The sequence below is a fragment of the Aureimonas sp. SK2 genome, assembly GCF_029813115.1.
Classification (GTDB): Bacteria; Pseudomonadota; Alphaproteobacteria; order Rhizobiales; family Rhizobiaceae; genus Aureimonas.
Map to the genome: position 1 here is coordinate 88136 of NZ_JAPZDS010000016.1, position 17534 is coordinate 105669.

The 17534-nt window shown below is 67.8% G+C and carries 17 protein-coding genes, 1 tRNA gene and 1 pseudogene; 13 read left to right on the forward strand and 6 right to left on the reverse strand.

The window, feature by feature from the left end:
* Window positions 1-174: 174 nt before the first annotated feature.
* The 5 genes from rpsF (at window position 175) to O5O54_RS18315 (ending at window position 4298) form a co-directional block, all read left to right on the forward strand.
* Window positions 175-612, forward strand: a complete 438-nt coding sequence (gene rpsF / locus O5O54_RS18295) for a 30S ribosomal protein S6 (protein ID WP_279483280.1) — start codon at window positions 175-177, stop codon at window positions 610-612.
* Complete coding sequence (gene rpsR, locus O5O54_RS18300) at window positions 613-861, forward strand: 30S ribosomal protein S18 (RefSeq protein WP_279483281.1); 249 nt, start codon at window positions 613-615, stop codon at window positions 859-861.
* 174 nt (window positions 862-1035) lie between these two features.
* A complete protein-coding gene (locus tag O5O54_RS18305; protein ID WP_279483282.1) occupies window positions 1036-1959 on the forward strand; it encodes a DUF2232 domain-containing protein in 924 nt (307 codons plus the stop codon).
* 24 nt (window positions 1960-1983) lie between these two features.
* A complete protein-coding gene (gene rplI, locus O5O54_RS18310) occupies window positions 1984-2565 on the forward strand; it encodes a 50S ribosomal protein L9 (RefSeq protein ID WP_279483283.1) in 582 nt (193 codons plus the stop codon).
* 248 nt (window positions 2566-2813) lie between these two features.
* Window positions 2814-4298, forward strand: a complete 1485-nt coding sequence (locus tag O5O54_RS18315; protein ID WP_279483284.1) for a replicative DNA helicase — start codon at window positions 2814-2816, stop codon at window positions 4296-4298.
* Window positions 4299-4319: 21 nt separating this feature from the next.
* Here the strand turns inward: O5O54_RS18315 and poxB are convergent, their stop codons facing one another.
* Window positions 4320-6038 carry a ubiquinone-dependent pyruvate dehydrogenase gene (gene poxB, locus O5O54_RS18320; RefSeq protein WP_279483285.1) on the reverse strand — a complete coding sequence of 573 codons (1719 nt, stop codon included), beginning with the start codon at window positions 6036-6038 and terminating at the stop codon, window positions 4320-4322.
* Window positions 6039-6234: 196 nt separating this feature from the next.
* On the opposite strand from poxB, the gene radA reads away from it, so the two are divergent.
* The 4 genes from radA (at window position 6235) to O5O54_RS18340 (ending at window position 10750) form a co-directional block, all read left to right on the forward strand.
* A complete protein-coding gene (gene radA / locus O5O54_RS18325) occupies window positions 6235-7623 on the forward strand; it encodes a DNA repair protein RadA (RefSeq protein WP_279483287.1) in 1389 nt (462 codons plus the stop codon).
* Between the two features lie 80 nt (window positions 7624-7703).
* A complete protein-coding gene (locus O5O54_RS18330; RefSeq protein WP_279483288.1) occupies window positions 7704-8339 on the forward strand; it encodes a CvpA family protein in 636 nt (211 codons plus the stop codon).
* A gap of 157 nt (window positions 8340-8496) precedes the next feature.
* Window positions 8497-9972: an amidophosphoribosyltransferase gene (gene purF / locus O5O54_RS18335; RefSeq protein WP_279483289.1), complete on the forward strand. Its 1476-nt coding sequence runs from the start codon at window positions 8497-8499 to the stop codon at window positions 9970-9972.
* Between the two features lie 37 nt (window positions 9973-10009).
* Entirely contained in the window at window positions 10010-10750 is a 741-nt protein-coding gene (locus O5O54_RS18340; protein WP_279483290.1) for an SDR family NAD(P)-dependent oxidoreductase, read from the forward strand.
* 6 nt (window positions 10751-10756) lie between these two features.
* On the opposite strand, the gene O5O54_RS18345 is transcribed toward O5O54_RS18340, so the two are convergent.
* The 5 genes from O5O54_RS18345 to O5O54_RS18365 all read right to left on the reverse strand — a co-directional run bounded on the left by O5O54_RS18345 (window position 10757) and on the right by O5O54_RS18365 (window position 16360).
* Window positions 10757-11311: a pyridoxamine 5'-phosphate oxidase family protein gene (locus tag O5O54_RS18345; protein ID WP_279483291.1), complete on the reverse strand. Its 555-nt coding sequence runs from the start codon at window positions 11309-11311 to the stop codon at window positions 10757-10759.
* A 10-nt stretch (window positions 11312-11321) separates the two neighbouring features.
* Complete coding sequence (pssA, locus tag O5O54_RS18350) at window positions 11322-12098, reverse strand: CDP-diacylglycerol--serine O-phosphatidyltransferase (protein WP_279483292.1); 777 nt, start codon at window positions 12096-12098, stop codon at window positions 11322-11324.
* 4 nt (window positions 12099-12102) lie between these two features.
* Window positions 12103-12801, reverse strand: coding sequence for a phosphatidylserine decarboxylase (locus O5O54_RS18355; protein ID WP_279483293.1), 699 nt, complete (start codon window positions 12799-12801; stop codon window positions 12103-12105).
* 85 nt (window positions 12802-12886) lie between these two features.
* On the reverse strand, window positions 12887-14737 hold the full coding sequence (locus tag O5O54_RS18360) for an ABC transporter ATP-binding protein/permease (protein ID WP_279483300.1): 1851 nt from the start codon (window positions 14735-14737) through the stop codon (window positions 12887-12889).
* A 165-nt stretch (window positions 14738-14902) separates the two neighbouring features.
* The gene (locus O5O54_RS18365; RefSeq protein WP_279483294.1) at window positions 14903-16360 is read right to left on the reverse strand and encodes a LysM peptidoglycan-binding domain-containing protein; all 1458 of its coding nucleotides are present in this window, start codon (window positions 16358-16360) and stop codon (window positions 14903-14905) included.
* A gap of 211 nt (window positions 16361-16571) precedes the next feature.
* On the opposite strand from O5O54_RS18365, the gene O5O54_RS18370 reads away from it, so the two are divergent.
* The 4 genes and pseudogenes from O5O54_RS18370 to O5O54_RS18380 form a co-directional block, all read left to right on the forward strand.
* Window positions 16572-16661: transfer RNA gene (locus tag O5O54_RS18370), tRNA-Ser, on the forward strand.
* A 122-nt stretch (window positions 16662-16783) separates the two neighbouring features.
* Window positions 16784-16921: pseudogene (locus O5O54_RS22385) on the forward strand (DUF6538 domain-containing protein); the annotation flags it as partial.
* 21 nt (window positions 16922-16942) lie between these two features.
* The gene (locus O5O54_RS18375; RefSeq protein ID WP_279483295.1) at window positions 16943-17170 is read left to right on the forward strand and encodes a hypothetical protein; all 228 of its coding nucleotides are present in this window, start codon (window positions 16943-16945) and stop codon (window positions 17168-17170) included.
* A gap of 216 nt (window positions 17171-17386) precedes the next feature.
* A partial coding sequence (locus O5O54_RS18380; RefSeq protein ID WP_279483301.1) for a transposase occupies window positions 17387-17534 on the forward strand: 148 nt, incomplete at its 3' end.

A 17534-nucleotide genomic window follows, 5' to 3' on the forward strand; every position in this document is an offset into this window, starting at 1 on the left:
TTCGAAAGGAGCCGATGGGGCGAGGCCAGCCTTGTCCCGACTTCCCGTGTTCCCGCTCTCGACCGTCTCTATCGACGCGCCTTTCCGCCCCCGGCCCCATGGGCCACCAGGAGAGTCGCAGAGGCTTAGCCGCTGTCGCCGGGCATATGCGCAACCGATGGAAAGGCAAACGCCATGGCTCTCTACGAGCACGTTTTCCTTGCCCGACAGGACATCAGCGGCCAGCAGGTCGAGGCGCTCGTGGAACAGTACCGCGGCGTGATCGAGGCCAATGGCGGCAAGGTCGGCAAGGTCGAGAATTGGGGTCTCAAGACCCTCACCTACCGGATCAAGAAGAACCGGAAGGCCTACTACACGCTCATGAACATCGACGCCCCTTCGGCGGCCGTCGATGAGATGGAGCGCCAGATGCGCTTCAACGAAGACATCCTGCGCTACATGACCGTCCGCGTCGAAGAGCTCGACGAGGGCCAGTCCGCGATGATGCAGAAGCGCGACGACCGTCCGCGCCGTGGCGACCGTGACGGTGGCGATCGCCCCCGCCGCGAGGACCGTCCGCGCCGCGAGGACGACGATCGTCCCCGCCGTCCGCGCACCGAGGAGGCCGCGTAAATGGTCGATATCGCCCAGCTCCCCACGCGCCGTCCGTTCCATCGTCGCCGCAAGTCCGACCCGTTCGCGTCGGGCGAGTCGCCGAAGATCGACTACAAGGACGTCCGTCTCCTGCAGCGCTACATCTCCGAGCGCGGCAAGATTGTCCCGTCCCGCATCACGGCGGTCTCCCAGAAGAACCAGCGCGCCCTCGCCCAGGCGATCAAGCGCGCCCGCTTCCTGGGCCTCCTGCCCTACGTGATCAAGTAAGGTCCGGCCGGCGCCGTCCTTCGGCGCCGCCCGACCCTGTCTCCGGCGGCGGACTTCGGCCCGCCGCCCTTCCCCTTCCGCCGCGTTCGGTGCCGGCGACGAGGGAACCGCCCGAGATCCGAGTTGGGGCATCGTGCCCCTAACTGCCGCGCGCAGGACAGCGAAACGCAAGAAATGACCTTTAGCGCCCTCCCCATCGGACTGGTCGCCGGCATGGCCGCGGCCCTCCTCTTCGCCGGACTGGTCACCCAGTCGCCCGGCGCGGTGGTGCTGGCGCTGGCCGCTCCCGTTCCCATCCTGATCGCCAGCCTCGGCTGGGGCAGCAAGGCCGGCTTCATCGCCGCCGCCGCCTCCGCCATCGCGATCGCCGCCTTCATGGGCGCCGCCCTGCCGGGCGTCACGATGCTTCTCGGCTCGGCCCTGCCGGCCGCCGTGATCGGCCATATGGCCGGCCTCGCACGACCGCGCGCGGACGGTTCGAGCCTCGACTGGTATCCGCTGTCGCGCCTTCTGTTCGCATTGGTGGCGCTGGCGGCCGTCACCACGCTGGTGCTCGGCATGCTGCTCGGATACGACGCCGCCGGGCTGGAGGCCGCCGTCACGGAAGCCCTTTCGTCGCAGCCGGACAGCCCGATCTCCGATCCCGAGCAGATCCGGGAGTTCGTCCGCCTCGTCGTCGGCGCCATTCCGTTCGTCCAGCCGATGCTGACGGTGCTGACGCTCGTCGCCTGCCTCTACATCTCGGCGGCGATCGTGCGCCTGAGCGGTCGCCTACCGCGCCCGAAGGACGAGATCCCGGCCACCACGGCGCTGCCGAAGGCCGCGTTGCCGATCTTCGCGCTGGGTCTTGCGGCGTCGTTCCTGTCGGGGCCGGTGGGAACGCTCGGCGCCGTCGTGGCGGGCGCCTTCGGCACCGGCTTCACCCTCGTGGGTCTTGCGACCATGCACCGGCGCACGCGCGAACGCCCGGCGCGCGGGCTGATCCTGTTCTCGGCCTATGGCGCGATCTTTCTTCTGACCTTCCCGCTTCTCGCCTTCCTGGTTCTAGGCGTCTTCGACACCGCCAAGAACCGGGGGACGAGCCTTCCCCAATCCTGATCGTTCAACCCAAGGAACAAAACGATGGAAGTCATTCTTCTCGAGCGTATCGCCCGCCTCGGCGGTCTCGGCGACACCGTGCGCGTGCGCGACGGCTTCGCCCGCAACTACCTCCTGCCGACCGGCCGTGCGCTGCGCGCCAACGAGGCCAACCGCGCCAAGTTCGAGGCCCAGAAGGCCTCGCTGATCGCGCGCAACGACGAGCGCCGCATCGAGGCCCAGGGCGTGGCCGACCAGCTCGACGGCCTGCGCCTCGTGATCGTGCGCTCGGCCGGCGAGACCGGCCAGCTCTACGGTTCGGTCTCGGCGCGCGACATCGCCGACATCCTCAAGGAGCAGGGCTACAACGTCAGCCGCAACTCGGTCGAGCTGAACGTTCCGATCAAGTCGATCGGCCTCCACACCGTGAAGCTCGTCCTGCACGCCGAAGTGCAGTTCTCGATCGAGGTCAACGTCGCGCGCTCGCAGGACGAGGCCGAGCGTCAGGCCAAGGGCGAGAAGCTCAACTCGGCGGACGCCATCTACGGCGCCAACGAGGACGAGATCGTCCCGGGCGGCGGCGAGTTCTTCGAGGACGGCGCCGACGGCGAGGACGACCGCGGCTGATAACCGGCGCGGTGCCCCGCTCGGGCGCCGCTTTCGCTGATCCACAAAGGGGCTCCCGGTTTCCACCGGGGGTCCCATTTCGTTTTGGGGACGGGCGCGGGCCACGACATTTCCACAGCCTGTCCACGACCTTTCCCGCATGCATGCGGGGCTGACGGACTTTTTGACCGCCGCCCTCTCGCATCGTTGGCGGTGACGCACGATCTCCGGTATGAGGAATGTTTACCCAATACCCGTGAGGTCGAGCGATGGCGGAAGCCGCACGCAAATTCGAGGAGGAGACCCCCCTCTACCGCGAGGCGCCGGCCAATATCGAGGCCGAGCAGGCGCTCCTGGGCGCCATCCTCGTCAACAACGACGCCTATTACATCGTCCACGACTATCTGAAGCCGGAGCACTTCTTCGAGCCGATCCACCGCGAGATTTTCTCCAAGGGATCGACCATGATCCGCATGGGCAAGATCGCGACGCCGGTGACGCTGAAGACGTTCCTGCCGGCCAACGACCGCGTCGGCGACATGACGATCGCGCAGTACCTCGCGCGCCTGGCCGCAGAAGCGACCACCATCATCAACACCAACGACTACGGCCGCGCGGTCTACGACATGGCGCTGCGCCGCTCGCTGATCCGCATCGGCGAGGACATGGTCAACGCCGCCTTCGACGCGCCGGTTGACGCCGAGCCGAAGGAGCAGATCGAGGAAGCCGAGAAGGCGCTCTTCTCTCTGGCCGAGACCGGTCGCTACGACGGCGGCTTCCAGTCCTTCGAAGACGCGATGGCGCTCGCCATCGAGATGGCGGGCGCGGCCAAGGACCGCGACGGCGGCCTGTCGGGCATCTCGACGGGCATCCGCGAGTTGGACCGCCGTCTCGGCGGTCTCCAGCATTCGGACCTGATCATCCTGGCGGGCCGCCCGGCCATGGGCAAGACCTCGCTCGCCACCAACATCGCCTTCAACATCGCCGCCGCCTACGAGCCCGCCGAGCAGGCCGACGGCTCGTTCAAGGCGGCCAACGGCGGCGTCGTCGGCTTCTTCTCGCTCGAAATGTCGGCCGAGCAGCTGGCCACGCGTATTATCTCCGAGCAGTCGGAGGTCTCCTCGTCCAAGATCCGGCGCGGCTCGATCACGGATGCGGAATATTCCAAGCTCGTCGCCTGCACCGAGATGATGCAGAAGGCGCCGCTCTACATCGACCAGACCGGCGGCATTTCCATCGCCCAGCTCGCCGCCCGCGCCCGCCGCCTCAAGCGCCAGCGCGGGCTCGACGTGATAGTGATCGACTACGTGCAGCTCATGCAGGGCTCGGCCAAGACCTCGGGCAACCGCGTGCAGGAGATCACGGAAATCACCACCGGCCTCAAGGCCTTGGCGAAGGAGCTTCATGTTCCGATCATCGCCCTGTCGCAGCTCTCGCGTCAGGTCGAGAACCGCGACGACAAGCGACCGCAGCTCTCGGACCTTCGCGAATCCGGTTCGATCGAGCAGGACGCGGATGTCGTCATGTTCGTGTATCGCGAGGAATACTACCTCCAGGCCAAGGAGCCGAAGCTCGGCACGGACGAGCACCTGAAGTGGCAGCAGGAGATGAACGAGGCACGCGGCAAGGCCGAGGTCATCATCGCCAAGCAGCGCCACGGACCGACGGGCGCCGCCCAGCTCGCCTTCCAGGCCGAGTTCACCCGCTTCACCGACCTCGCCGAGGAAAGCCACCTGCCCGAACGCTACGAATAGTCGTCCGGGCGCCCTGAGCCGTCAGCGGAACAGGTTGGTGGCGGCGAGTTCCACGATCTCGTCGCCGCGCCCGGTCATGATCGCCCGCAGCGCGTAGAGGCTGAAGCCCTTGGCTTGCTCGGCCTGGATCTTGGGCGGCAGCGAAAGCTCCTGCCGCGCGGTGACCACATCCACCAGCGCGGGGCCGTCATGGTCGAAGGCCTCGCGCAACGCGCCGTCGAGGGCGGCCGAGTCGGTCACGCGGATGCCCTTGAACCCGATCGTCTCCGCCATGGCCGCGAAGTCGGGGTTCTGGAGATCAACATAGGTCGGCAGATAACCCGCCGCCTTCTGCTCCATCTCCACGAAGCCGAGCGACCCGTTGTTGAAGACCACGATCTTCACCGGCAGCGTCGCCTGCACGGCCGTCAGGAGCTCGCCCATCAGCATGGCAAGCCCCCCGTCACCTGACAGCGAGACGACCTGCCGCTCGGGGAACGCGGCCTGCACACCGAGCGCCTGCGGCAGCGCGTTGGCCATGGAGCCGTGGTTGAACGAGCCGATCAGGCGACGCTTGCCGTTCATGGCGAGATAGCGCGCCGCCCAGACGGAGGGCGTGCCGACATCGGCGGTGAAGATCGCGTCCTCGCTCGCCAGCTCGCTGACGCGCCGGGCGACATATTGCGGATGCAGCGGCCTGCCCGTGCCGCGTGGGGTGGCCAGGTCATCTAGACCCTCGCGCGCCTTGCGATAGTGCGCCAGTGCCGCATCGAGGAAGCGGCGGTTCCGCCCGGCTGGGATCTTCTGCATCAGGCCCGCGGCGAACTCGCCGGCGTCGGCCTCCACGGCGAGGTCGAGTGGCACCCGGCGACCGAGAGCACTGGGATCGACATCCACCTGAATGACCTTCGCCCCTGTCGGATAGAAGTTGCGGTAGGGGAAATCGGTGCCCAGCATCAGCAGAACGTCACAGTCCATCAGCGCATGGTAGCCCGACGAGAAGCCGATCAGCCCGGTCATGCCGACATCGAACGGGTTGTCCCATTCCATGTGCTCCTTGCCGCGATAGGCGTGGACGATCGGCGCGGCCAGCCGGTCGGCAAGCGCCACCACGGCGTCGTGCGCGCCCGCCGTCCCCGCGCCCGCCAGGATCGTTACGCGCTCCGACAGGTTGAGGAGGGCCGCGGCCTGAGCCAGCGCCGTCTCGTCCGGCAGCTTGCGGGCGGGGATCGGCGGCGCGAAGGCCGGAACCGGGCTTTCGATCTCCAGCATCGACACGTCGCCCGGCAGCACGATCACCGCGACGCCCCGGCGCGCGATCGCGGTCCGCATGGCGCGGTGAAGCACTTCCGGCATCTGGCGCGGGTTGGTCACGAGCTCGCAGAAGTGGCTGCACTCGCGGAACAGCTCGGTCGGATGCGTTTCCTGAAAGTAGCCGAGGCCGACCTCGCTGGACGGGATCTGCGCGGCGATGGCGAGCACCGGAACATGGTTGCGCTGGCAGTCGTAAAGCCCGTTGATGAGATGGAGATTGCCGGGGCCGCAGCTCCCGGCGCAGACGGCGAGCCTGCCGGTCGCGGCGGCCTCCGCGCCGGCGGCGAAGGCGGCGCCCTCCTCGTGGCGTACATGCACGAAAGCGATGCGACCATCCTTCGCCTGGGCGGCGTTTACGGCGTTCAGGCTGTCGCCCGTCACGCCCCAGATGCGCTGGACGCCCGCCTGCGCCAGCGTTTCGATCAGGAGTTCGGAAATCGTCGTCATCTCGCTGCCCGTTTGCTCGTCTGGCATTCTCGACGAGGATGAGAACGGCGCCGCAGCCGGCCCGTTCCTGGCCAAGCATCGTGGCTGGCATGCGCCGGACGCACGGGTCCGCTCTGGCGCGTCGATCTTGCTCGCCCGCTTGTTTCCCTTTTGTTCGCATGCCATCTAGGGGCCGGGACAGGACGACGCGGCGGGCATGGCGAAAAGCAAGATCACCTTCATCTGTCAGAACTGCGGTTCGGTGTTCAACCGCTGGCAGGGCAAGTGCGAGGCTTGCGGCGAGTGGAATACGATCGTCGAGGAGAGCGACACCAACGGCATCGGCGGCGGACCGCTGCGCTCCAAGCGCAAGGGGCGCCCGGCCGCCCTCCTGCCCCTGTCGGGCGAGACGGAGGAGGCGCCGCGCATCGTCTCCGGTATCGCCGAGCTCGACCGCGTGACGGGCGGCGGCTTCGTGCGGGGCTCGGCTCTCCTGGTCGGCGGCGATCCCGGCATCGGCAAGTCCACGCTTCTGATGCAGGCGGCGGCGGCGCTCGCGCGCGGCGGCCACAAGGTGATCTACGTCTCCGGCGAGGAGGCGGTGGCGCAGGTGCGCCTGCGGGCGCAGCGCCTCCAGGCGGCGGACACCAGCGTCCAGCTCATGGCCGAAACCAATATCGAGGACATCCTGGCGACGCTCGGCGAGGGCAAGCGCCCGGACCTCGTCATCATTGATTCGATCCAGACCGTATGGACCGACATGGCGGAGTCGGCGCCGGGAACGGTGACCCAGGTCCGCGCCGGCTCCCAGGCCCTGATCCGTTACGCGAAATCCAGCGGCGCGGCGGTGATCCTGGTCGGCCACGTGACCAAGGAGGGCCAGATCGCCGGCCCGCGCGTGGTCGAGCACATGGTCGATGCCGTGCTCTATTTCGAGGGCGAAGGCGGCCACCACTATCGCATCCTGCGCACGGTCAAGAACCGCTTCGGACCGACGGACGAGATCGGCGTCTTCGAGATGAGCGACATCGGGCTTCGCGAGGTGCAGAACCCGTCCGAGCTGTTCCTCGGCGAGCGTAACGGGCAGGCGCCGGGCGCGGCCGTCTTCGCCGGCATGGAGGGGACGCGGCCGGTGCTGGTCGAGATCCAGGCGCTGGTCGCGCCTTCGACCCTCGGCACGCCGCGCCGCTCGGTGCTCGGCTGGGACCAGCCGCGCCTCGCCATGGTTCTGGCGGTGCTGGAAGCCCATTGCGGCGTGCGGCTCGGCCAGCACGACGTCTATCTCAACGTCGCGGGCGGCTACCGCATCCAGGAGCCCGCCGCGGACTTGGCCGTCGCCGCGGCGCTCGTCTCCTCGCTCTCGGGCCAGCCGCTGCCGACGGACTGCGTCTATTTCGGCGAGATCAGCTTGTCGGGCTCCGTACGGCCGGTGGCGCATGCGGGGCAGCGGCTGAAGGAGGCCGAGAAGCTCGGCTTCCGGCAGTCGGTCCTGCCCTCAGCCAGCGCCGACCTGCCCCGCAGCCGGGACGTCGCGGCGCACGAGATCGAGAGCCTTCCGCACCTCGTCGCCCGCGTCGCGGGGCGTCAGTTGCAATCGGAGACTTGATTTTCGGCCGTCTTCGCAGTGTAAGACACGGAGGGCCGGCATCGGCCGCGCTGCCCGATGGAAGCCAGACCGGAAACCGAATGACCGTCACCCTTCTGGACGCGATCCTCATCGCCATCATGCTCGTTTCTGGGCTCCTGGCGATGGTGCGCGGTTTCTCGCGCGAGATCCTGTCGGTCCTCAGCTGGGTCGCGGCGGCCGCGGCGGCCTATCTGTTCTACGAGCGGCTGACCCCGTTCATGGCCAGCTACATCAGCAACGAGAAGATCGCGATGGTCGCGTCGGCGGCCGCCATCTTCTTCGGTACGCTGATCGTCGTCTCGTTCATCACGCTCAAGATCGCCGACTTCATCATCGACTCCCGCATCGGCGCGATCGACCGTACGCTCGGCTTCCTGTTCGGCGCCGCGCGCGGCCTGCTGCTCGTCGTGGTGGCGATGGTGTTCTTCAACTGGCTGACGCCGCCGCAGTCCGGCAACCAGCCGACCTGGGTGGCGGAAGCGCGCTCCAAGCCCTTCCTGGACGATCTCGGCAGCCGGCTGGTCGGCGCGCTGCCGGACGATCCGCAGCAGACGATCCAGGAGCGCTTCGGCACGCCCGCGCCGACGCTGGACGGCGCACCCGCCGGCGAGAACCCGGCGGCGGAGCAGCCCGGCTCGATCGAGGACGCGATCCGCGACAGCGAGGAGCAGCCGGCGGAAGCGCCGGCCAACTGATCACCGGCGGGGTCCCCTCCGCCGGACCGAGGGGGAGAGAAAGGGTCGGCGCGATTCAGTCGCGCCGATCGCATTTTTGTTCGCGAAACCTCGTGACCGTCCCCATATGCCGGGCGGAACCGGGCAGCGGGCCGCGCGCGGCCAGAACGGGTGTGAGATGACCAAGCTCTCCTTCGACGAACTCGACGGCGACACGCTGCATGAGGAGTGCGGCGTGTTCGGCATTCTGGGCCATCCCGACGCGGCGACGCTGACGGCGCTCGGGCTCCACGCCCTGCAGCATCGCGGCCAGGAGGCGGCGGGCATCGTCACCTTCGACGGCCAGCAGTTCCATACCGAAAAGCGGATGGGCCTCGTCGGCGACCATTACACCGACCCGGCGACGCTGGCGAAGCTGCCTGGCTTCATCGCCATCGGCCACACGCGCTATTCCACGACCGGCGAGGTCGCGCTGCGCAACGTTCAGCCGCTCTTCGCCGAGCTCGAGGTCGGCGGCATCGCCGTCGCCCACAACGGCAACTTCACCAACGGCCTGACGCTGCGCCGCCAGCTCATCGCCGACGGCGCGATCTGCCAGTCGACCTCCGACACCGAGGTCGTGCTCCACCTGATCGCCCGGTCCAAGCATCCGTCCTCTTCCGACCGCTTCATCGACGCGATCCGCCGGGTCGAGGGCGGCTATTCGATGCTGGCCCTCACGCGCACCAAGCTGATCGCCGCGCGCGACCCGATCGGCATCCGCCCGCTCGTCATGGGCGATCTCGACGGCAAGCCGATCTTCTGCTCCGAGACCTGCGCGCTCGACATCATCGGCGCCAAATACGTGCGCGACGTCGAGAACGGCGAAGTCGTCATCTGCGAGATTCAGCCGGACGGCTCGATCACGATCGACGCGCGCAAACCCCAGGCACCAGCGCCCGAGCGCCTGTGCCTCTTCGAGTACGTCTACTTCGCGCGGCCCGACTCGGTGGTCGGCGGTCGCAGCGTCTATGTCGCGCGCAAGAACATGGGCGTGAACCTCGCGACCGAAGCACCCGTCGAAGCCGACGTGGTGGTGCCGGTACCCGACGGGGGCACGCCGGCGGCGCTCGGCTTCGCCCAGGCGAGCGGCATCCCGTTCGAATACGGCATCATCCGCAACCACTATGTCGGCCGCACCTTCATCGAACCGACGCAGCAGATTCGCGCCTTCGGCGTGAAGCTCAAGCACTCGGCCAACCGGGCGATGATCGAGGGCAAGCGCGTCGTGCTGGTCGACGACTCGATCGTGCGCGGCACCACCTCGGTCAAGATCGTGCAGATGATCCGTGACGCCGGCGCCAGCGAGGTTCATATCCGCGTCGCCAGCCCGATGATCTACTTCCCCGACTTCTACGGCATCGATACGCCGGACGCCGAGAAGCTCCTGGCCAACCAGCACGATTCGCTGGACGCCATGTGCCGCTATATCGGCGCGGACTCCCTCGCCTTCCTGTCGATCGACGGCCTCTACCGCGCCGTCGGCGGAAGCCCGCGCGACGGATCGCGTCCGCAATTCACCGACCACTACTTCACGGGCGAATATCCGACCCGCCTCCAAGACAAGGAAGCGGCCAGCAACGTCCATCGTCTCGCGGTGATGGCCAGCGGCTGAGACCGCAAGCCGCCCGTCCCCCAGCAGGAGAATTCGCATGCCCGGCCAGCTCGAAGGGCGCGTCGCGCTCGTCTCCGGTGCCTCGCGCGGCATCGGCTACCATCTGGCCAAGCAGCTCGCGGCCGACGGCGCGCATGTCGTCGCCGTGGCCCGCACGGTCGGCGGGCTGGAAGAGCTCGACGACGAGATCAAGGCGGCCGGCGGCTCGGCGACGCTCGTGCCGCTCGACCTGACCGACGGTCCCGGCGTCGATCGTCTGGGCGCCGCCATTCACGAGCGCTGGGGCAAGCTTGACGTGCTGGTCGTGAACGCAGGCGTTCTCGGCACGCTGAGCCCGATCGGTCACATCGAGACGAAGATGTTCGACAAGACCATGGCGGTGAACGTCACCTCCGCATGGCGGCTGATCCGTTCGACCGACCCGCTCCTGCGTGCGTCCGACGCCGGACGGGCGATCCTTCTGTCGTCCGGCGCGGCGCATTCCTGCAAGGCGTTCTGGGGCCTCTACGCCGCCACCAAGGCCGCGCTGGAGGCGATGGGCCGTTCCTGGGCTGCCGAGACGCAGAATCTTCCGCTGCGCGTCAATTCCGTGAACCCCGGCGGCACCCGCACGGCGATGCGCGCGCTCGCCATGCCCGGAGAAGACCCGAACACGCTGCCGACGCCGGCCGAGGTCGCCGCCCGCATCCTGCCCCTCGCCTATCCGTCCTGCACAGAGACCGGCCGCCTCTTCGACGTCCGCCAGAACCGGTTCCTGTCCTACCACATGCCGGACTGAGGGCGTTCAGTCCTCCTCGAGCCCCGTCGGCAGGCCGTCGATGCTGGTCATGTTCTTCTCGCGCCGGTAGGCGATCAACCCATCCTCTCCCTTCGACTCCGCCCAGCGGTCGAGGACCGGCCGCTCGCCGATATGCTCGAACAGCGGCACGGCGAAGCCGCAGGAGGTCTGCACGAGGTCGAGGTCGATCCAGACGACCTGCCGCGCGCCTGCCGGTTCGCCAGCGGAATAATGCTGGTCCAAGAAGGCTTGGTATTCGGATGAGCCGCGAAAGGCGATGCGCGGCCGCCCGTAGAGGCGCAGGATCTGCGGTGCGCCCTCGAAGGTGCAGAACATCACCGTCGCACGTCCGCCGGCCTTGGCATGGGCCGCCGTCTCGCTGCCGCTTCCCGTGAGGTCGAGATAGGCGACGGTGAGGTCGCCGAGGACGTGGAAATGGTTCGTGGAACGCGGCGAGATGTTCACGCGGCTGTCGCCCGCCGCCGAGCCGACGAAGAAGATCGCCTGCCGCCCCATCATCTCGCGATGGGCGGCTTCGATGCGCTCGAACTGCTTGGCCATGTCACGTCCCTCAAGGAGCGGAGCGTTGCACCTGCTTGCGATAGGAGCGGATCGAGAACGGGATCGTGGCGTAGTAGACGATCGCCGAGACGGTCAGCGTCTCCCAGAAGAAGCTGAGCAGCAGCCCGATATAGAGGACGACGAAGAGCACGGCCGGTACGACGTATTCGCGACGCAGCGGAATGCCGATCGTCTTTCCGGAATAGGTCGGGATCTGGCTCGCCATCAGCACGCCCACCACCACGAGGTAGATGGCCGCGACCGCCGGGGTGATGTCCGGAAAGGTCAGATTGCTGGTGAAGCCGAGATACATCGGGAACAGTGCGAGACCAGCCCCCGCCGGAGAAGGGATGCCGGTGAAATAGGCGCTCTTCCAGGCCGGCTTGTTGGGCTCGTCCAGCATCGTATTGAAGCGCGCGAGGCGCAGCGCGCAGCCCGAAATATAGAGAAGGCAGCAGATCCAGCCGAAGGATCCGGCGTCGTGCAGCGTGTAGGCGTAGAGAAGTAGTGCCGGCGCGACGCCGAAGTTCACGATGTCGGCGAGCGAATCCATTTCCGCGCCGAACCGGCTCTGGCCGTTGACGAGACGCGCGAGGCGCCCGTCGATGCCGTCGAGGAAGGCCGCGCCGAGTACCAGACCGACGGCGAGCTCGAACCGCCCCTCGAAGGCAAAGCGGATGCCCGTGACGCCCGCGCAGATCGACAGGATGGTGATGATGTTCGGCAGGACCTGCCGCACCGGAATGCGCGAGGGCGGCGCCTGGGACGGGGTGACGGGCTCGCTCATGGCCTCAATCCCGGCGCCAGGTCCAGGCGGCGTGCCCGGCCCCGTATTCGGCGATGACCGTCTCGCCCGCCACCGCCTTCTGCCCTTCCGCCACGCGCGCCACGGCGCCGTCCGGCAGATAGACGTCGAGGCGCGAGCCGAAACGGATCAGGCCGAAACGCTCGCCCGTCTCGAGATGCTCGCCGGCGCGCGAGAAGACGATGATGCGGCGAGCCACCGCCCCGGCGATCTGGACGACGCCGACCTCGCCATGCGCGCCCGCGATCACCATGCCGGACCGCTCGTTGACCTCGCTGGCCTTGTCGAGTTCGGCGTTCTGGAACAGGCCTTCCTTGTAGATGATCCGGTCGATCCGCCCGCGCACCGGCGCGCGGTTCACGTGGCAGTCGAACACGTTCATGAAGATCGAGATGCGCAGCAGCGGCTCGTCGCCGAGGCCGAGGTCGGCGGGCGGGCGAACGAGGCCGACGAGCGACACTTTGCCGTCGGCCGGGCTGACGACGAGGTTCTCGCCGACAGGCGTCGTGCGGGCCGGGTCGCGGTAGAAATAGGTGCACCACACGGTGAGGATCAGGCCGATCCAGAGCAGCGGCTCCCAGAGAAGGCCGAGCAGCACCGAGGCGACGAAGAAGCCGGCGATGAACGGATAGCCCGCCCGATGGATCGGAACGAAGACGTTTCGGATCGAGGCGATCATGTCCATCGATGCAGGATTCCTTATGAGGGCCTTGATGTGGCCGGCTCCGACACATAGGGGCAAACCGCGCCGCGCTCAACGCCGCGGGGGCCTACTCGACGCCCGCGGGCCGCCTGCGCTCGATCACGCCCAAGGCATCGGCTTCGCGTGCGCGCCGAAGCGCCTCCTCAGCTTCGCTCGCTTCGCGCTGCATAGTCCACATCTCAGCATAGAGCCCGCCGGCTGCCAGCAGCGCGCGGTGCGAGCCGCGCTCCACGATCGTGCCGGAACGCAGGACGATGATCTCGTCGGCGTCCACGATGGTCGAGAGCCGGTGCGCGATGGTAAGGGTCGTGCGCTGGCGCGAGACGAGCTGCAAGGCGCTCTGGATCTCCTGCTCCGTGTGCGTGTCGAGCGCCGACGTCGCCTCGTCGAGGACAAGGATCGGCGGGCTCTTCAGGATCGTGCGGGCGATGGCGACGCGCTGCTTCTCGCCGCCCGAAAGCTTCAGGCCGCGCTCGCCGACCATCGTCTCGTAGCCATCGGGCAGCGCCTCGATGAAATGCGCGACCTGTGCGAGGGCCGCGGCCTGTCGCACCTCGTCCTCCGCGGCCTCGGTGCGCCCGTAGCGGATGTTGTAGGCGATCGTATCGTTGAACAGCACGGTGTCCTGGGGGACGATGCCGATCGCCGCGCGCACGCTCGCCTGTCGCACGGAGGCGATATCCTGCCCGTCGATGGTGATGCGCCCTGACTGGACGTCATAGAAGCGGAAGAGGAGCCGCGAGATCGTCGACTTGCCCGCGCCCGAAGGACCGACGATGGCGACCGACTTGCCGGCCGGCACCTCGAAGCTCACGCCCTTCAGGATCGGCCGTTCGGGATCGTAGCTGAAATGCACGTCCTCGAATCGGATGGCGCCTTTCGAGACCATCAGGTCCGGCGCGCCGTCCCGGTCGCGGACCTCCTCGCGGATGCGCAGGAGCCGGAACATCTCCTCCATGTCGGTGAGGCCCTGCCGGATCTCGCGATACACGAAGCCGATGAAGTTCAGGGGCACGGAGAGCTGCATGAGCATGGCGTTGATGAAGACGAAGTCGCCGAGTGTCTGCGTCCCGGCACGCACCTCCATCGCCGACATCACCATCGCGACTCCCATGCCGGCCGAAAAGATCACGCCCTGGCCGAAATTGAGCCAGCCGAGCGAGGTCCAGGTCTGGGTGGCGGCCTTCTCGTAGCGCGCCATCGACCGGTCGAAGCGCTCGGCCTCCATGGTCTCGTTGCCGAAATACTTCACGGTCTCGAAGTTGAGCAGCGAATCGATCGCCTTCGTGTTCGCCTCCGTGTCCGAATCGTTCATCTCGCGGCGGATGGCGATGCGCCAGTCGCTGGCCTTGATGGTGAACCAGCCGTAGGCGAACACCGTGACGGCCACGACCACGAGATAGCGCCAGCCATAGGCGAAGCCGAAAATCGCGGCCGTCAGTGCGAACTCCAGAAGGGTCGGCACCGAGTTGAGAATCGTGAAGCGCACGATCGTCTCGATACCCTTGGTGCCGCGCTCGATGATGCGGCTCAGTCCGCCCGTGCGTCGCTCCAGGTGGAAGCGGAGCGACAACTGGTGCATGTGGACGAACGTCTTGAAGGCCAGAACGCGCACCGCATGCTGGCCGACGCTGGCGAACAGCGAATCGCGCAACTGGTTCAGCGCCACGGAGACGACGCGCGCGACGTTGTAGGCGACGACGAGCGTGACCGCGCCGGTCAGGATCAGCGGCAGCCAGTCCTGCGCCGAATGGGTGCCGTCCAGCGCGTCCGTCGCCCATTTGAAGAAGTAGGGGATGCCCACCGTGAGGAGCTTGGCGAGCACGAGGTAGAAACTCGCCCACACGACCCGCGCCCGCAGATCGGGCCGCCCTTCCGGCCACATATAGGGCCAGAGGCTCTTGAGGGTGCGCCACATCACGCGGCCTTCGCCGTCGGCGGATCGATTAGCGGTGTCGGACAAGGCAGGAGCGTTCCATCGCGTGCGGCGGGGAGACCGGCTCCCTCGCCCGTTTGGAACGCTTCTAGACCGCCCGGTTCAAAAGGACCACCCCGCCCCGGCGGGCGAAGCGGTCCCGGCTGATCAGCCGCGGGGCGCCGTCTCCGCTTCCGCCGCGCTCGGCATGCGGAAGACCTGACCGGGATAGATCCGGTCGGGATTGCGAATCTGGTCGCCATTGGCGAGGTAGATCACGGTGTAACGGCTGCCACGGCCGTAGGTCTCGCGCGAAATACGCCAGAGCGTGTCGCCACGGCGAATGATGACCCGCGAGGCGGCGGCCTGGAGCGGTGCCTGCTTCACGGTCTGCGGCTCCCCGCTCTGGGTCGGCGGCACCACCGCCTCCATGGGAGCGGCCGCGACTTCGGGCGCCCGTTCCGATGCGGGTGCGAGTTCGCTCGCCGTGGGCGCCGGGGCGGGCGCTACGGTCTCGGCAACCGTCGGAGATGCCTGCTCCGCAGGTGCGGCGGCCTCCGGAGGGGTTTGAGAAGAGGCCGTCACGGGCGATGCGTCGGGCGCCGGGGCGACCGCCGCCATGGACGTGCCCTCGGGCCGCTGGAACGGCACTTCGACGCGACCGACGACGCGGCCGCTCGCATCCACCGCGTCGGCGCGAATCGTATGGTCTCCGACGGGAACGTCCAGCGTGGCGCTGGCAATGAAGCGATCGCCGTCGCCGCTGCGCGACTCCGCGACGAACGCATCGTCGAGATAGATGCGTACCGTCGGCTTGCCCTTCGCCGATCCTGCCACGAAGAGGCGGTTCCCCTCGATCTCGACCGCTTCCACGGACACAGCGGTGTCGACCGGCGCGGCCTCGGGCAAGACGGGTTCCGGTTCCGTGGGAGTCACGGCCGCGACCTGCTCCTCCGGCGGCGCGGCAGGAGCCGGCGCCGCCTCGGCGAGCGCCGGTGCCGCGTCCTGCGTCTCGGCGGGACGCTGCAGAACCTCGCTCGCCTCGCCCGGCCGCTCCATCATGACCAACAATTGGTCGGGCTGGCCGCGCGTCGGCACGTTGACGACCGCCGCGTCCCCCGACACCGCCTCGTCCCGCTGCGCGAGCTGCAGGCGATGGCTGCCGGTCGGCAGCGACAGGGACATCACGAAATCACCGTTCGCGTCCGTCCTGGTCTCGGCAAAGGTCCTGGTCCCATCCGTCAGGGAAATGGTCTCGTTCGCCGCTCCGCGCCCGGCGACCACGGCCGAGCCGTCCGGTTCGACGCGCACCACGTCGAACCCGGGCTTTGCCGGGGCGGCGGACGGTTCGGCCGACGCCTGGGTCTGCGGCTTGCCCGCGGCCGGCGCAGGTGGCGACGGTGCCGCTTCGGGCGCCGGCACGGGACTTTGCGCCGGTTGCGCGGGTGCAGCGGAGGCCGGATCGGGCGACGGCTTCGGGGCCGCAGTCTCGACCGCCGCCTGCTTCGGCGCCTCGGGCGCCGCGACCGGCGCGCCGTTCTCGATGCCGAAGAGCCCGCGATACCAGCCCAGGGCAAAGGCGGCGAGCACCGCGACCGCCAGAATAGGCCCCTTCCGTCTGATCATCGCGCAACGGCTCCTTCGCACTGCAAGCTTCGGTCAAGCCCGACCCTATCGCGGTGGAGGCCCTGCCACAATCCGATTAGCCGTGCAACTTGAAGGGGATGGCTGAGACTTTACGATATGGTAACCAAACCGGCGAGGCTCTACACGCGAGACGCGCATCCAGGTTTGCCTCTTGAACAATGATCATGCTTCCGATACTCGATGCGCCACTGGAGAGGTGGCCGAGTGGTCGAAGGCGCTCCCCTGCTAAGGGAGTATACCGGAAACGGTATCGTGGGTTCGAATCCCATCCTCTCCGCCACAACCCGTCCCAAGCCCCCGTGAACGCTGGATTTTCCCCACGGTAGGGAATTCGCAACCGCCGAGTGGTACACAGTGGCGATAGCGATGGCGACTCCCTGACTCAGCTCCGACGGCGTCCACTACCTGCGGAAACGCGTTCCCGAGGACCTCGTCGCGGTCGTCGGACGGAAGCTGGAGAAGAAGTCGCTTCGGACGAAGGACGCGGCGGAGGCCAAGCGACGCTTCGCCGTCGAGCTAGGGGCGCTCGAGGCGCGCTGGCGGAATCTCCGCTCCGGCCTCGTGAACCTGAGGCCGATCGAGGCCGCCGCGATCGCCGGCGAGTTCTACCGAGCGACGGTCGACGAGAACTCGAGATGGTCCCCGTTCGCCTTCGGCTTCCGCGTCCAGTTCGCCGACGATCGGATCGAGAAGCCGTACGATCCGAAGGCGGTCGAAGACTTCCGGGGCATATTCGGCGAGGCGATCGACGACTGGCTGCGAGATCGCGGCCTCCAGCTCGATCCTTGATGTGTCCCGCTGTTTGAGGTCGCCATCGCTCGGGCATTCCGCGACGGCGAGATGAAGCGCGCCGCGATCGTGTTCGAAGGCGACTACTCGCCGGATCCCGCCGCGGCTCGGTACCCGCCGCTCGCGCAGGCATTCCCCGACGGTCTCGAAGCTAGGGTCAGGACCCATTGATATGAGGCGTGCCGTCTGATTCAGGCTCTGTCGGGGGGGCTGGATATGAGCGATCTGTACTGGCTGACGGACGAGCAGATGGAGCGGTTGCGGCCGTTCTTTCCCAAGAGCCATGGTAGGCCACGGGTCGATGACCGGCGGGTTCTCAGCGGCATCATCTTCGTTAACCGCAACGGCCTGCGCTGGCGCGACG

Coding starts and splice junctions, on each gene's coding strand:
- rpsF (WP_279483280.1), top strand. CDS start 175: ATGGCTCTCTACGAGCACGTTTTCCTTGCCCGACAGGACATCAGCGGC.
- rpsR (WP_279483281.1), top strand. CDS start 613: ATGGTCGATATCGCCCAGCTCCCCACGCGCCGTCCGTTCCATCGTCGC.
- O5O54_RS18305 (WP_279483282.1), top strand. CDS start 1,036: ATGACCTTTAGCGCCCTCCCCATCGGACTGGTCGCCGGCATGGCCGCG.
- rplI (WP_279483283.1), top strand. CDS start 1,984: ATGGAAGTCATTCTTCTCGAGCGTATCGCCCGCCTCGGCGGTCTCGGC.
- O5O54_RS18315 (WP_279483284.1), top strand. CDS start 2,814: ATGGCGGAAGCCGCACGCAAATTCGAGGAGGAGACCCCCCTCTACCGC.
- poxB (WP_279483285.1), bottom strand. CDS start 6,038: ATGACGACGATTTCCGAACTCCTGATCGAAACGCTGGCGCAGGCGGGC.
- radA (WP_279483287.1), top strand. CDS start 6,235: ATGGCGAAAAGCAAGATCACCTTCATCTGTCAGAACTGCGGTTCGGTG.
- O5O54_RS18330 (WP_279483288.1), top strand. CDS start 7,704: ATGACCGTCACCCTTCTGGACGCGATCCTCATCGCCATCATGCTCGTT.
- purF (WP_279483289.1), top strand. CDS start 8,497: ATGACCAAGCTCTCCTTCGACGAACTCGACGGCGACACGCTGCATGAG.
- O5O54_RS18340 (WP_279483290.1), top strand. CDS start 10,010: ATGCCCGGCCAGCTCGAAGGGCGCGTCGCGCTCGTCTCCGGTGCCTCG.
- O5O54_RS18345 (WP_279483291.1), bottom strand. CDS start 11,311: ATGGCCAAGCAGTTCGAGCGCATCGAAGCCGCCCATCGCGAGATGATG.
- pssA (WP_279483292.1), bottom strand. CDS start 12,098: ATGAGCGAGCCCGTCACCCCGTCCCAGGCGCCGCCCTCGCGCATTCCG.
- O5O54_RS18355 (WP_279483293.1), bottom strand. CDS start 12,801: ATGGACATGATCGCCTCGATCCGAAACGTCTTCGTTCCGATCCATCGG.
- O5O54_RS18360 (WP_279483300.1), bottom strand. CDS start 14,737: ATGTGGCGCACCCTCAAGAGCCTCTGGCCCTATATGTGGCCGGAAGGG.
- O5O54_RS18365 (WP_279483294.1), bottom strand. CDS start 16,360: ATGATCAGACGGAAGGGGCCTATTCTGGCGGTCGCGGTGCTCGCCGCC.